At 48.7% G+C, this 13,836-nt stretch carries 13 protein-coding genes and 1 tRNA gene; 5 read left to right on the forward strand and 9 right to left on the reverse strand.

The genetic code is table 11. The annotated features are described in order from the left end of the window. Positions 1-169: 169 nt before the first annotated feature. The 3 genes from AUC31_RS09555 to AUC31_RS09565 form a co-directional block, all read right to left on the reverse strand. Entirely contained in the window at positions 170-1,738 is a 1,569-nt protein-coding gene (locus AUC31_RS09555) for a peptide chain release factor 3 (RefSeq protein ID WP_058383428.1), read from the reverse strand. Positions 1,739-1,884: 146 nt separating this feature from the next. Continuing rightward, complete coding sequence (locus AUC31_RS09560) at positions 1,885-3,348, reverse strand: UDP-N-acetylmuramoyl-L-alanyl-D-glutamate--2,6-diaminopimelate ligase (RefSeq protein ID WP_058383427.1); 1,464 nt, start codon at positions 3,346-3,348, stop codon at positions 1,885-1,887. 17 nt (positions 3,349-3,365) lie between these two features. Continuing rightward, complete coding sequence (locus AUC31_RS09565; protein ID WP_058383426.1) at positions 3,366-4,415, reverse strand: M42 family metallopeptidase; 1,050 nt, start codon at positions 4,413-4,415, stop codon at positions 3,366-3,368. Between the two features lie 103 nt (positions 4,416-4,518). Between AUC31_RS09565 and AUC31_RS09570 the strand changes: the two genes are divergently transcribed. After that, entirely contained in the window at positions 4,519-6,090 is a 1,572-nt protein-coding gene (locus tag AUC31_RS09570; RefSeq protein WP_058383425.1) for an ATP-binding protein, read from the forward strand. A 56-nt stretch (positions 6,091-6,146) separates the two neighbouring features. Here the strand turns inward: AUC31_RS09570 and AUC31_RS09575 are convergent, their stop codons facing one another. The 6 genes from AUC31_RS09575 to AUC31_RS09600 all read right to left on the reverse strand — a co-directional run bounded on the left by AUC31_RS09575 (position 6,147) and on the right by AUC31_RS09600 (position 11,984). Further along, complete coding sequence (locus tag AUC31_RS09575; protein ID WP_058383424.1) at positions 6,147-6,632, reverse strand: PepSY domain-containing protein; 486 nt, start codon at positions 6,630-6,632, stop codon at positions 6,147-6,149. A gap of 192 nt (positions 6,633-6,824) precedes the next feature. After that, entirely contained in the window at positions 6,825-7,541 is a 717-nt protein-coding gene (locus AUC31_RS09580) for a PepSY domain-containing protein (protein ID WP_058383423.1), read from the reverse strand. A gap of 2 nt (positions 7,542-7,543) precedes the next feature. Next, on the reverse strand, positions 7,544-8,911 hold the full coding sequence (locus AUC31_RS09585; RefSeq protein ID WP_058383422.1) for a sensor histidine kinase: 1,368 nt from the start codon (positions 8,909-8,911) through the stop codon (positions 7,544-7,546). After that, positions 8,895-9,590 carry a response regulator transcription factor gene (locus AUC31_RS09590; protein WP_058383421.1) on the reverse strand — a complete coding sequence of 232 codons (696 nt, stop codon included), beginning with the start codon at positions 9,588-9,590 and terminating at the stop codon, positions 8,895-8,897. Before AUC31_RS09590 ends, AUC31_RS09585 begins: the two co-directional genes overlap by 17 nt. Positions 9,591-9,655: 65 nt before the next feature. After that, on the reverse strand, positions 9,656-11,044 hold the full coding sequence (locus tag AUC31_RS09595) for an aldehyde dehydrogenase (protein ID WP_058383420.1): 1,389 nt from the start codon (positions 11,042-11,044) through the stop codon (positions 9,656-9,658). 19 nt (positions 11,045-11,063) lie between these two features. Continuing rightward, positions 11,064-11,984: a Gfo/Idh/MocA family protein gene (locus AUC31_RS09600; protein WP_058383419.1), complete on the reverse strand. Its 921-nt coding sequence runs from the start codon at positions 11,982-11,984 to the stop codon at positions 11,064-11,066. Positions 11,985-12,082: 98 nt separating this feature from the next. Here AUC31_RS09600 and AUC31_RS17860 point away from each other — a divergent pair, with 98 nt between their 5' ends. From AUC31_RS17860 to AUC31_RS09615, 4 genes are all read left to right on the forward strand, one after another. Beyond that, positions 12,083-12,220, forward strand: a complete 138-nt coding sequence (locus AUC31_RS17860) for a hypothetical protein (protein WP_167549935.1) — start codon at positions 12,083-12,085, stop codon at positions 12,218-12,220. Between the two features lie 141 nt (positions 12,221-12,361). Next, positions 12,362-13,078, forward strand: a complete 717-nt coding sequence (locus tag AUC31_RS09605) for a thermonuclease family protein (RefSeq protein ID WP_058383418.1) — start codon at positions 12,362-12,364, stop codon at positions 13,076-13,078. Positions 13,079-13,095: 17 nt separating this feature from the next. Beyond that, positions 13,096-13,602, forward strand: a complete 507-nt coding sequence (locus AUC31_RS09610; protein ID WP_058383417.1) for a hypothetical protein — start codon at positions 13,096-13,098, stop codon at positions 13,600-13,602. 97 nt (positions 13,603-13,699) lie between these two features. After that, positions 13,700-13,772 (forward strand) — tRNA-Val (locus AUC31_RS09615). Positions 13,773-13,836: the final 64 nt, after the last annotated feature.

Here is a 13,836-nt window from a genome sequence, read left to right on the forward strand (position 1 = left end):
CCCTTTATCATAAGAAAAAATACCTTATACCGCAAACTTGAGGCCGTGTGTTCACAAGAACGCCATGTTTTTCCTGTTCCAGCTAAAAAGCGCCGTACTTACGAATTTTCGTCGCCAAATGAAGAAAACAGCCTGCCGGAAAAGGCAGGCTGTTGAAGATTCCACTTAATTAAAGCAAGCTGTACAGGCGGATTTCCGGATTCTTATCCTGGAACCAGCGTGTTGCAAAATCATTTTCGAACAAGAACACCAAATTGTCGTAACGGTCTTTGACCAGCATTGAGCGGCCGCTCGACATCGATTCTTTGACGTCTTCTTCGTTCTCGATCCAGCGCGCGATTTTATTGCCGACTGGCTCCATTCTGACATCGACATTGTATTCGTTTTTCATGCGATGCTCGAACACTTCAAACTGAAGCTGGCCAACCGCACCAAGAATCACTTCTTCGAGGTGCAGCGTTTTGTAATACTGGATTGCGCCTTCTTGTACGAGCTGCAGGATCCCTTTGTGGAAATGCTTTTGCTTCATGACGTTTTTCGCCGTGACTTTCATGAACAATTCCGGGGTAAACTGAGGCAAGGCTTCGAATTCGAATTTCTTTCCGCTTGTAATGGTATCACCGATCTGGTAATTCCCGACGTCGTGCAGGCCAATAATATCGCCAGCGACGGCTTCGGATACCATTTCCCGATCATCCGCCAAAAATTGTGTCGTTTGGGACAGCTTGAACGATTTACCGGTTCTGGACAAGGTGACGTTCATGCCGCGGTTAAATTTACCCGAGACGATCCGGACGAAAGCTATGCGGTCGCGGTGTGCCGGGTTCATATTGGCTTGGATCTTGAAGACAAATCCGGAAAACGGCGTTTCCACTGGGTCTACGATGTCTTCTTGTTTCGTCAAACGCGGCTGAGGCTGAGGCGCAAATTGCAAATACGTCTCCAGGAAAGTTTCCACACCGAAATTGGCCAGTGCAGAGCCGAAGAAGACGGGCGTCAATTCCCCTCTTTTCACACGGTCGATGGAAAAATCGTTTCCTGCTTCTTCCAATAACTCGATATCTTCAAGCGCTTGTGTATAATATGACGTTTTTGTCATTTCATGCTCGCCGGCGAGGTGCCCGTTTTCATCGAGTTCCATGAAACGGCCGCCTTCAGAACGGAATGGTTCGATGCGCTTATTATAGCGATCGTAAATCCCCATGAACTCTTTGCCCATGCCGATTGGCCAGTTCATCGCGTAAGACTGGATGCCGAGCACTTCTTCTAACTCTTCCATCAACTCAAGCGGCTCTTTTCCTTGACGGTCCATTTTGTTGATGAACGTGAAAATCGGAATGCCGCGCATCTTACAGACTTTAAATAATTTTACGGTTTGTGCTTCGATCCCTTTGGCAACATCGATGATCATGACGGCACTGTCGACCGCCATCAGCGTCCGGTACGTGTCTTCACTGAAATCTTGGTGACCAGGGGTATCGAGGATGTTGACGCGATGTCCGGAATAATCGAATTGCATAACGGACGATGTCACGGAAATGCCGCGCTGCTTTTCAATTTCCATCCAGTCGGATGTAGCAAACTTGCCAGTCTTTTTCCCTTTGACCGTTCCGGCATCGCGGATCGCGCCGCCGAACAGCAAGAGCTTCTCGGTTAAGGTCGTTTTCCCGGCATCCGGGTGGGAGATGATGGCGAAGGTTCTTCTGCTTTCAATTGCTTGTTGTAATTGGTCTGACATTGTATACGCTCCTTTAATTTCCTCTCTCTATCTTAGAGAAGGGACGTGCAAAAAACAAGAACTATCGCCTGAAGTCGCAGAAAGCGGCACCGGTAAAAACGCAAAAATGAACGGAGAAAAATGCTTCGATTTTTCTCCGTTCCATTTTATGACCCGAATTTACGCTGGGCTTCGTTTTCTGCAATTTCCTTGTCGCTATGCGGATATTTCGTATTTTCGATAATCTGGTAATCTTCATGCCCTTTGCCGGCCAAAATGATGATATCGCCTGCTTGCGCTTGCTGCACTGCGTGGCGCACCGCTTGTTCACGGTCGCCGATGCACGCGTATTGGTCGTGCTGCATGCCAGCTGCCAAGTCATTTAGAATGCTGTCATATGGTTCATAGCGCGGATCGTCTGTCGTCAACACGACGTAGTCTGCAACCGAAGCTTTTTCTGCCATGATCGGCCGCTTCGTCTTGTCGCGGTTGCCACCTGTACCGACCAGAAAAATAAGGCGGCCGGTCTTGAAATCTTCAACAGCGGCAATTGCTTTTTCTATGGCATCCGGCGTGTGTGCATAATCGATGAAGACCGACACTGGGGCATCGATTTCCGCTTTTTGCATGCGGCCTTCGACAGGCGAAATGGCTTCGAGTGCGGCAATGACCTGCGCAATCGGATAGCCTTCTGCAGACAACGCGGCAATGGCCGCCAGTGCGTTATAGACATTGAAATGGCCAAGTAATTTCATCTCAACTGGAAATTCACCCTCGGGGCAAAGTAATGTAAAGGACGTCCCTCTTGCTTCCAGGCGGATGTCGGCTGCGCGGAACATCGCTTCATTTTCCAAGCCATAGGTATAGACGGGAAAAGGCGTCATGGCTGCAAACTTCTCGGACCACTCATCGTCTGCATTTAGCACCGCCCGTTTGTTCTGTGTCAAATCTTGGCCAAGCTGTGAGAACAGCAGCCCTTTGGCGTGGCCATATTCTTCCATCGTTCCATGGAAATCCAGATGGTCATGGGTTAAGTTCGTGAAAATCGCCGTATCGAATTCGACACCAGCCAAGCGCCCCAATACGAGGCCATGAGAAGAAACTTCCATCGTCATATGGGAACTTCCCGCTTCTAAAGCACGCCTGATCATTTGCTGAGTGGTCAGTGCATCGCTTGTCGTATTCGCCGACGGGTGCAATTCCCCGTTTAAATTAAAGCCGATCGTACCGGTTAAAGCCGAGGTTTTACCAAGCTCCATGAGCATCGCGTGCAGCATGCCGGCGACGCTGGTCTTTCCATTCGTCCCCGTCACGCCGATCATATTCAATTTTTTGGAAGGATGCCCGTAAAAACGTGCCGCCAACATTCCGAGCGCACGGCTCGTATCGGCTACCGTAACGACCGCAGCCCCATTTATTGCCAGCGGTTTTTCCGCCAATATGACCGATGCACCCTGCATTACCGCTTGTTCAGCGAAGTCGTGCCCGTCAACGGTATAGCCTTTAATGCAGACAAAAAGAGAGCCTTGGACAATGTCCCGCGAATCCATTGTCATATGAGAAATGGATTGCGGCAATTCTCCTTTTATGGATGAAATTGGAATATTTAAAAATAGTTGCTTGCTGTCCATCTGAAATCCTCCTAATATTATGACCCGAGCGGTGAGTTGATATACGCATGAAGAAGCGCTGCTGTCGCTTTCAATGAATCGGTATGCGTTCTTTCATACGCATGGGACGCTTCGATTCCAGGACCGAACAAGGCGTGTTTGACATCAGCACCTGCCCCGATTGCTGCCGAAGCATCGGATCCATAATACGGATAAATATCCACTTTGTAATCGATCTTCTGCTCTTTTGCTAATGCGATCAATTGGCGTGTCAGCCCGTAATGATAAGGACCGCTTGAATCTTTTGCGCAAATGGAGACCGTAAATTCATCCGAAGCCTGCCCATCGCCAATCGCTCCCATATCGACAGCAATGTATTCTTCTGTCTCCAACGGAATATTGGAATTGCCGCCGTAGCCGATTTCTTCATTATTGGAGATGTAGAAATGGGTGGTTTGGGGCAAAAGATCACCGGTTGCCGCTTGCTTTGCCAATTCCAGCAATAGTGCCGTACTCGCCTTATCATCCAGATGGCGTGATTTGATAAATCCACTTTCCGTTTTCGTGAAGCGCGGGTCAAATGAGACGAAGTCGCCCACTTCGATGCCCTGCTTACGGACATCCTCTGCGGAATTGCATTTGATATCCAAGCGCACTTCCATATTGTCTGCCGAACGCTCTGCTGTCCCGGAATCTCGGTACACATGGACAGTTGTCTGATGAAGCAGAATCGTGCCGGTGATCGTTTCGCCGCCAGCTGTATGGATCAGGCAATTCTCGCCTTCGATGGCATTGAATTTAAATCCGCCGACAAGCGATAACTTCAAGCGCCCCGAAGGTTTGATTTCCTTCACCATCGCACCGAGCGTATCGACATGTGCCGTGAGCAAGCGATGGCGCTGATCGTCTTGCCCTTTAATCGTGGCGATGACGCCGCCTTTATTGCTGATTATGTATGGAATAGTTGCCTGGTCGAAAAAATCCGTGACGAAGTCCATTACTTCCATCGTGTAGCCGGAGGGGCTTGGAATGTTCACAAGTTTCTCCAAGGTGCTGATCGTTTCTTGTTCTTTCCAATTAAAAGCCAATTTAATCACTCCCTGATTTTTTAATCATATCAAAAACTGCCATTTTCGCACAGTCCCGACTATAGTAAGATGAATAAGACTCTTAGCATGATGAGGTGCAATTATGGAACGCTCACTGACAACCCGCAAGCGCAATCAATTATTTATCCACCTGTTCGGCTTCGGCAGCCTGTCCCATTTGATTCTGAATTATTTCGTCGACTTCAACGCTTCCATTATAGCGCCGATCTTCGGCATGCTCGCTTACTCGGTGCTATTCACTCTACTATATACGAAATTACCCCCTTCTCGGTTGCGTTTTGCCATATTGTTTGCGTTAAATGCCTATATTTTAATTCTTCAATTCGAATCGCTGTCGTTTGTCACGGCCATTTACTTCATTATCCCAATCGTAGCGGCCTCGCTTTATAATGATACCCGCTCCATTATTGCCCTGTCGCTCTTAACCATCATCGAAGTGGTTCTTTTAACATTTGTCTTCGACCGCTTTCAAACGAGCGGCTCCTTGGAGTATATCCATGTTTCGATGGTGATGTTTTTCGGCCTGCTCATGCTATTGACGATTCTGCATAGCTTTTATTTCAGCAATTATTGGCGGCAGCTGGAACTGCGCAATGCGTCGATGGAAAAAGCGCTCACTTCAAAAGAAGGCTATCTGGACTTGTTCTTCCAAGCTGCTAAAGATGCAATCGCCGTATTCGATTTCGAAGGGCGCATCATTGCAATCAATCCTGCCTTTGTTCAGTTATACGGCTGGACAGCAGAAGAATGCCTCGGAAAAGTGCTTGCGCTTTATCCGCCGGAACATGCTGAAGCGGCGGAATTGCGTGCTGAACAAGTCCGGCAAGGCGAAAGTTTCACGCTTGAAACGGACGATGTCAAAAAAGACGGCACCCGTTTTCCAGCACAAATTACGCTCTCCCCAATTTTCGATTCACGTGGGCAAGTCATCGCGACTTCAGTCATTTCACGCGATATCAGTTATCGGAAGGAAACCGAACGGATGCTTTTGCAAACGGAAAAACTGAAGATGGCAGGTGAAATTGCTGCCGGGGTCGCACATGAAATCCGCAACCCGATGACGGTCATTTCAGGCTTTGTCCAAATGATGCATAATGACCCGAACCACCGCTATCCAAGTTATACTTCATTGATGCAATCGGAACTCGACCGCATCAATCTGATCATCAGCGAATTTCTAATCCTTGCAAAACCTCAAGCGCCTCAAAAGAAACAACTCGATATCGGGAAAATTCTCGACGAATGTATTTTCCTGTTCGGGCCGGAATTCGTGCTCCATGACATTTCGGTCAAAGCGGAAGTCTCAGGGCCGTTTGTGGCGGAAGGTGAAGAACATCACTTAAAACAAGTGTTCATTAACTTATTGAAGAATGCAATTGAAGCGATGGAAGAGGGCGGCACTTTGAGAATCATCGCCGTTCGCGATGCGGACAAGCTGAAGATCCATTTCAAAGACGACGGCCCCGGCATTCCACCGCAACTGGCGGAACGCGTATTCGAACCGTTCTACACGACAAAAGCTACAGGAACTGGCCTTGGCTTATTGATTTCCCAAAAGATCACCCAAGAGCATGGTGGCAATTTAGCGATCGACAGCACGGCAGAACAAGGAGCCTGCGTCATCGTCACTTTGCCGCTATTGCCGGAACAATGAAAACCTAAAAACCTCCCGCCCTAAAAATTAGGCGAGAGGTTTTTTTAGGTCTTACATCAATCATCATCGTCATTGTCATTGTCGTCGTCATCTTCGTCATCATCTTTATCGTAGCGGTCATCATCATCATCTTTGTCGTCGTCATCGGACTCTACTGACACTACAGTCCCATCCGCTGCATCCACAATGACATCATAATCGGTTTTGCCGTCTTCTAGCTCCACTTCATAAAATACCCAACCGTCTTCGTTTTCACGCTCGATGTCCTCTACTTGTCCTGGAGCTGCGCTTTGTGCTGCTTCGATCGCTTGCTGCTCCCCGATAAACTGTTTCACTGATTGCTCTTTCGCACTAGATTCTGCTGTTGCACCACCAGTTGCCGATAGATTGTTCGAGCTATCAGTTGGAGCATCATTCGATAGCTGTTGACCTTGCACATTTTGCGTCTCCAATTTCACTCCAACATCATCCGAATCCGCGAGAACAATCCCGCCGAACGCTAAAAGGCCTGCCGCTGCTGAAACATAGATCAATTTTTTCATCTTAATCTCCTCCTGTTCTGTTGTTACTTTGAATATAACCAGCAAAGCTTAAACTGTGCTTAAACTAAGATGAGAAATTCATGAGAACAGGCAGATTCAGCAACATCCATAAAAAAAACCGTTTTCAGCTCGAATTGCAGCTGGTTTGTCGTCAGCCCCAATTGCATGAAAACGGTTTTCATTCAACTCTTTCTAATCATCCCATTCCACTGTCATCGTCTCTCCACGAATCGCATGGATTTGGATCGTCGCTTCCCGGTCGGATACGTCATCATCCATTTCAACCAAATAATAGCCGCCGTCTGTGGTCTGGACAAATTCGACTTCATCAACGGTTCCATTTAAGGTCTCTTTTGCAATAGCGATTGCCCCATCCTGGCTGATGATCCGTTCCGGTTCTGATTGCGTAGGCGCTGAATCCGGTTCAGGCTCAGCAGGGGTTTCCAGCGCTTCTGTCTGGACATCCAGCACATCCCCGGTTTCTGCGGAAATGGCCAAAAATTTCCGTTCCGTCTCGCTGTGGATTTCCACTTTGTAGCGATTATCCGATTCTATATATTGGATTTCTTTTATTTCACCTGGCTCTGCTGCTGCGGCTGCTTCTCTTGCTTGTTCCTCAGAAAGAGCTTTAGCAGGGCCGATTTTCTCCAGCAATTCGAGTGATTCAACCTGACCATCAGCACGGTTGATGGCCGCTAAATACGTTCCATCGTCCCGCTTGAATTCGATCTGGTAAAACTCTTCCGTTTCAGTAGCATTTTCAATCGCGCCGCCATAAAGCTGTTCAATCGATTGTGCCGCCTCATCCAGCGTCACGGAATCAGCAGCCGTTCTCGGAAACAGGAAAAAGGCCAGTGCAGCGATGGAGAATACGATGACGATTATACCGATGGCCCACCATTTTCGCATGATCATCCCTCCTGCCCTGATTGTAACTCTTCAACATTAAAATTCCCTGAGAAAACGATTGTTACCGTCGTTCCCAATTGTTCAATGCTGTCGATCTCGAGGCGAAGATGAAGTGAATCAGCCAATTCCTTGGCGAGCGAAAGGCCCAGCCCAAATCCGCCAGTCTCGCGGCTTCTCGCCTTGTCGACGCGGTAAAAGCGTTCAAACACATGAGGCAGTGATTCCTTCGGGATGCCGACTCCGTAATCGCGGATTTTGATGTATACTGCACCGTTATTCCCGGCTTCCATATCAATGCTATCTTCGCTATACTTGCGGGCATTGTCGAGCAAGATATAAAGTAATTGCTTGAGTTGCTGGACATCCGTTTCGACAATCAGCGGCTGCTGTAACTGCAGGCGGAAATCCCTGTCATAGGATGCGTTCATTGCCGTCATGACTTGCTTGAGCACCGGCTCCAAGTCGGTTTTTTGCCAATCCATTTGGGCTTGGCTGCGCCTTGCGATGTGCAATAATTGTTCAATCAATTGGCGCATTCGCTCTGTTTCGGTGCGTATCGCCGTCAAGGCTTCTTCCTGCAACGCCGGGTCCTGTGCACCCCTGCGCTGCAATAAATCGGCATAGCTCGAAATGACCGTCAGCGGCGTTTTCAATTCATGAGAGGCATTTGAAACGAATTCTTCCTGTTTGCGGTAGTTTTCTTCCAATAACCCAATCATCTCATTAAAAGTAACGCCCATTTGGCTTAGTTCATCCCGCGATTCTCTGGCGACGGGCAGCTTCTCGAAAGAGCCGTCGCGCTGGATGCGCCGCATCGTCCCGGTAAGCCCTTCAATCGGGCGGGTCAACACGCGCCCTAGCAAGGCACTCGATAAGAAAATCGGGATCATCGACAGCATCGTTACGGAAATGAGCACTAAGCGCAAAGTCGCGAGGTTTGCGGTCACTTCCCTGAGCGATTGGGCAACGATCAATTCCACCACTTCACCACCCGGCCAGATCACAGGCGCCGTAACATAGGCAAATTGCTCTCCTTCAACGGCCATATGTCCGGATGTGCCTGCCACATCGTTCGGAAATTCTACATCGACTGAGGGCCGCTGGATCGTGCTCAACAAATTGCTGCTTTGGTTTTTCTCTTTGATTAAGCCGTCGACGGGCACATAGGCACGCAAAATATTGTCTGGCGATTCTTCGCTACTGTTGGCATTAAATGTCGCGACCATCACTTCCACTTCAGCTTCTAGCCGTTCGACTTCCGTTTCATAAGCCAGGCTGCTGAAGGAGTAATAAATGACAACCGCCAGAATCAGCAGCACAAAGAACATCAATAAAGTCGAGGACAGGTGAATCTTATGCTTGAGCTTCATGTGGCTGCTCCTTCAAGACATATCCGACGCCCCGCACGGTCTGCAGGTATGTGGCATCTTCCCCGAAGTCGATCTTTTTGCGCAAATAACGGATATAGACATCGATGACATTCGTGTCGCCATAATAATCATAGCCCCACACCGCATTCAGCAATTGTTCGCGGCCCAGCACTTGTTTCGGATGGCGCATCAGATACAATAGCAGATCGAATTCACGAGGTGTCAATTCGATCTGCCGCCCCGCTCTTACGACTTCCCTCGTGCTTTCATTGAGGGTGAGCTCTTCAAAACGGTGTAAATTATCATCCACTGGATTTTTCACCCTTAAGTTGGCGCGGATTCTGGCAAGCAGCTCCTCGATTTCAAACGGTTTCGTCACGTAGTCATTGGCGCCAAGGTCAAGCCCAGCCACTTTGTCTTTGACATCATTTTTGGCGGTCAACAGAATGACCGGCAACTTGGCATCAGATGCACGGATCCGTTTCAGGACATCAAGCCCATGGATTTCCGGCAGCATCAAATCGAGCAGCACCAAATCCCAGTCCTGTTCCCTGAAATGAATCAGCGCCTCAGAGCCTGTCAAAGCGACCGCGGTCTCATAACCTTCGAATTTCAATTCCAGCTCCAGGACGCGGGCGATGCTTTTTTCATCTTCCACAATCAATATGCGCTCCGTCATCTGCGCACCCCCTTTTCTTAATCATAGCAGGTTCAAAAAGAAAAAAGCGACCTCAAGGCCGCTTTCTACTTCAATACTGTCCGGATCCATTTCGCCCGGTTTTTATAAGGGGGATATGTCAAATTGGTCGATAGTTTTGTGGACTTCTTGACGATCGATTTGGCATGCGTAAAGGTTTCAAAACTTGCTTTGCCGTGATAGGAGTTCATGCCAGATGGCCCGACGCCACCGAACGGCAAGTAATGGCTGCCGACGTGCGAGACGGTATCGTTGATGCACCCTCCGCCGAATGGCAATTGGTCCAGGAAGAACCGGACGGCCCGGTCATTTTCTGAGAACAGGTAGGCAGAAAGCGGCTTAGGTAAACGCCGGATGTCTCGGAGCAATTGCGGCAAATCGTTATAGGTGATGACCGGCAAAACCGGTCCGAACAATTCGTCTTCCATCGATGGGCTATCCCATTGTATGCCATCCAGTAAGGTCGGCTCGATGTATCGGTCGGCCCGGTCGGAGTCGCCGCCATAAACGATATGGTTTTTTTCTTTTCCGATGATTTCCGTCAGCCTATCATGATGTTTTTCGTTCACGATGCGGCCATAGTCAGGGCTGTCCTGTGCATTGTCTCCGTAAAACTTGCGGATCGTCTGGATAAAGATTTTCATAAAGTCTTCCTTCACCGACTCGTGAACGCAAAGATAATCCGGCGCCACGCAAGTTTGTCCGGTATTCATGAATTTGCCCCAGGCAATACGCTTTGCTGCAAGCTCCAAGTTAGCGGTCTGATCGACGATTGCCGGGCTCTTGCCGCCGAGCTCCAAAGTAATCGGGGTAAGCCGCTCGGATGCCGCTTTCATGACCACTTTCCCGACCGGCACGCTGCCGGTGAAGAAAATATAATCAAACGAAGCATGGATCAGTGCCGTCACTTCCTCGCGCTCCCCTTCAACCACTTTGACGTAATGGGGCTGAAAGCTATCCTCTAAAACAGTGCGGATAACGCGTGCCACGTTTGGCGTCGCTTCAGATGGTTTGACGATGGCGCAATTGCCTGATGCCAAGGCGCCGACAAGCGGTTCCATGACCAATTGGAACGGGTAATTGAACGGTCCAATGACCAGCACTGAGCCGTAGGGTTCACGGATGATGAAGCTTTTTGCCGGCTGCAAATGGATCGGCGTTTTAACTTGTTCAGGCTTCATCCAATCTTCAAGATGCTTTGTCATATGACCGATGCTATCGAGCACAAAGCCCACTTCTGTGGCATATCCTTCAAACTCGCTTTTTCCAAGGTCCAATTGCAACGCTTCGATAATATCGTCTTCATGGGCTTGAATCGCAGACTTTAGGCGCTGCAGCTGTGCAATGCGGAAATCCGTCGATTTCGTCACGCCTGTAAAATAATAGCCTCGCTGATCGGCTATCATATCTTCTACATCATTGGCTGTAAAATTCACTATTAAAACCTCCTGTGGGTCATTGCAATAATTGGTCAATATAGCGCTGGACAACCAGTCCTTCGTCAAATCCGACGAGGAAGGTCGATTGTTCTTTCATTTCATCGAATAAGGAAGGCACGGTTTTTTCCGTTTGCACTTCTACACGTGTTTTCCCTCGTTCTTCGCGGTACAAACGCGACCAGTTTTCAAGCGTTAGCACTCCCTCATCACCATACACTTTAAATTGCAACAGTTCGTTCTGCCCTGCCCCGCTCATACCGGACAATAAAAAAGGCGAACCTTGCTGCGTCTTGCCGTGGGCAATGATCCCGGTTTCACATTTTTCAACGTCTTCCGGAAAATCCACTTGGTGTGCGGAAATCTCCAAGGTGCCAAACAAGCGGTGCATTAATTGCAAATAATGAGGAAAGACTTCCCGCACAAATCCTCCTTGGTCTCTCGAGGCAATCCATGGATTTTGCTGCCATGCCCGCGGCCACTCTGGAAATACTGTGTGCAACTCGATGCGGCAGACTTTTCCGATATCCCCGCTTTTGATGCGAATTGCCATATCGCGGACGATCGGCGAATACATCAACGGGAAATGCATGGCGGTGTGGATGCGGTTGTTCGTCGCCGACTCTGCCATTGCCTGTGCTGCCTGAGCGTCATGGGCGAGCGGCTTTTCGCACAATACATGCAAGCCCCTTCTTGCCGCCGTTTCTGCAAGCTCCGCATGGCTGTTTGGCGGCGTGCCGATGTATACCCAATCGATGTCGGCTTGGAACAACTCATCCAAGGAATCAGTGACGGCTACGCCGTAATGCTCTTCGATATAATTCAGCCGATTCTTGTCCGTGTCATAAACCGCTTCGACTTGTGCAGAATCGTCTTGTTGAATTTGCTTGATGATGCGTTCGCCGACAATTCCCGCCCCAATAATTCCAATCGCTATCAAAACCATCGCCCCTTTTTTTGTTTCATTGTTTATAAGTGTAACCTTCCGGGGTATAGAATAGTCAAACAATTACATTCGGCAGAATAGGAGGAAACAACATGAATGAACAGAAAAACTGGTGGGAGCCAATTTTTACGGGAACATTGGAAATGGGTGTCGATAAAGAAAAGCTGGAAACGATCAATGAAGATAGCCTATTATACTTCGGGGAAACCACGAGTACACTGGAGCAATGAAAGAGACCTATAACCTTGCAAGTACATAGCAGCGCTTGATCCGGACTGATGCGGAGCAAGCGTTTTTTTATGGGATCCGGGCCTTTAATTGTCGACTTCATTTGTTTTCGCTATAATTCGATATAGAAAGCAGGGAATGCCATGAAACCATTCATCTTATTACTCAGCCTGCTGTTGTTGTCGGGGTGTACTTGGCCTGACCCCACGGATACCGGCGGTACTGCCGGCAAGACGGCTGTAGAAGTCACCGAGGTCATCGATGGAGACACGGTAAAAATCATCTATGAAGGTAAAGAAACCACCGTCCGTTATTTATTGGTCGATACCCCGGAAACGAACCATCCAAGATTCGGCGAGCAGCCATTCGGTCCTGAAGCGACACAGCGCAACCGCGAACTGATTGAACAGGCGCAGCAAATCGAAATCGAATTCGATGTCGGCGACCGTTTCGACGACTACGACCGGCTGCTCGCGTATTTCTACGCTGACGGGGAGAGCATACAGGAACAATTACTTGAAGAAGGCTTTGCACGCGTTGCCTATATCTTCCCGCCGAATACCCGCTATGTCGATGAATTTCGCGACGCCGAATCTGACGCGAAAAATGCCGAAATCGGTATATGGGAATATGAAAATTATTCGACGGACCGCGGATTTAATGCTGAGGCTTACGGTCAAACTGCAACAGAAAGTACCGGTACCGATGATGACTGCCGCATCAAGGGCAATATCAACCGGAGCGGCAATAAAATTTATCATTTACCCGGCTCCCCTTCCTATGATGAGACCAATCCTGAGCAATGGTTCTGCACCGAACAGCAAGCCAGAAACGCTGGTTTCCGCAGTTCCGGCCAGTAAAACAGAGGAGGAATACGATGCAATTGCTTGTCTTGCGCCTTGATTACCGCAGCTCCATAATGATCGAAAACCTTCAAAGACAGCTTCGCCAGCCGAATTCCAAACTGGCCTTGCAATTGCCGCATATCCCTTTGCTGGCATATGAAAATACGGCCCCGCTTCAACTGAAGACAACGTTAGAACCGATTGCGCAGAGAACTGCTGCTCTTTCTTTACAGTCAAGCGATATCGGATTCTCCAAAGACGGCGAACGATTTTATCTGCAAGTCCATCCGACTGAAGCACTCGCTGAATTCTACAATTCGCTGAAAATAGCGGGACAGGGATTTTCTGTGGGTGCCGATGTACAGTGGCAGCCTCAAATTCCGCTCATCGGCAATATTCCCGCTCCATTTTGGGGCCCTTTATTTGCAAGACTAGCGCTGGAATTCAATCCACTCAGCGGAACGGGCGCTGCGTTGGAATGCTGGTCTGTGATCAGCAACCGCACAACAATTGAATGGAGCTTATTCTTGGAAAGCTGAGAAATACTGCCGGTTTAAAAAAGCTGAAAGTTTTTTCACAAAAGCTATTGTCTTTTTTCAAACTGGCATATATAATAATAAATGTCCTTGAGATTGCGATTCCTTAGCTCAGCTGGGAGAGCGCTACCTTGACAGGGTAGAGGTCGCTGGTTCGAGCCCAGTAGGAATCATCATATGCATGCTACGCGCTGCACAAAACACCAGCCGGTTTTCCGGCTGGTGTTTTTTTATTAT

It is taken from the genome of Planococcus rifietoensis (assembly GCF_001465795.2).
Lineage (GTDB): Bacteria > Bacillota > Bacilli > Bacillales_A > Planococcaceae > Planococcus > Planococcus rifietoensis.

What these genes read in the sequence shown, in the direction of transcription:
- AUC31_RS09555 (WP_058383428.1), bottom strand. Translation starts at nt 1,738, where the DNA reads ATGTCAGACCAATTACAACAAGCAATTGAAAGCAGAAGAACCTTCGCC.
- AUC31_RS09560 (WP_058383427.1), bottom strand. Translation starts at nt 3,348, where the DNA reads ATGGACAGCAAGCAACTATTTTTAAATATTCCAATTTCATCCATAAAA.
- AUC31_RS09570 (WP_058383425.1), top strand. Translation starts at nt 4,519, where the DNA reads ATGGAACGCTCACTGACAACCCGCAAGCGCAATCAATTATTTATCCAC.
- AUC31_RS09575 (WP_058383424.1), bottom strand. Translation starts at nt 6,632, where the DNA reads ATGAAAAAATTGATCTATGTTTCAGCAGCGGCAGGCCTTTTAGCGTTC.
- AUC31_RS09580 (WP_058383423.1), bottom strand. Translation starts at nt 7,541, where the DNA reads ATGCGAAAATGGTGGGCCATCGGTATAATCGTCATCGTATTCTCCATC.
- AUC31_RS09585 (WP_058383422.1), bottom strand. Translation starts at nt 8,911, where the DNA reads ATGAAGCTCAAGCATAAGATTCACCTGTCCTCGACTTTATTGATGTTC.
- AUC31_RS09590 (WP_058383421.1), bottom strand. Translation starts at nt 9,590, where the DNA reads ATGACGGAGCGCATATTGATTGTGGAAGATGAAAAAAGCATCGCCCGC.
- AUC31_RS17860 (WP_167549935.1), top strand. Translation starts at nt 12,083, where the DNA reads ATGAATGAACAGAAAAACTGGTGGGAGCCAATTTTTACGGGAACATTG.
- AUC31_RS09605 (WP_058383418.1), top strand. Translation starts at nt 12,362, where the DNA reads ATGAAACCATTCATCTTATTACTCAGCCTGCTGTTGTTGTCGGGGTGT.
- AUC31_RS09610 (WP_058383417.1), top strand. Translation starts at nt 13,096, where the DNA reads ATGCAATTGCTTGTCTTGCGCCTTGATTACCGCAGCTCCATAATGATC.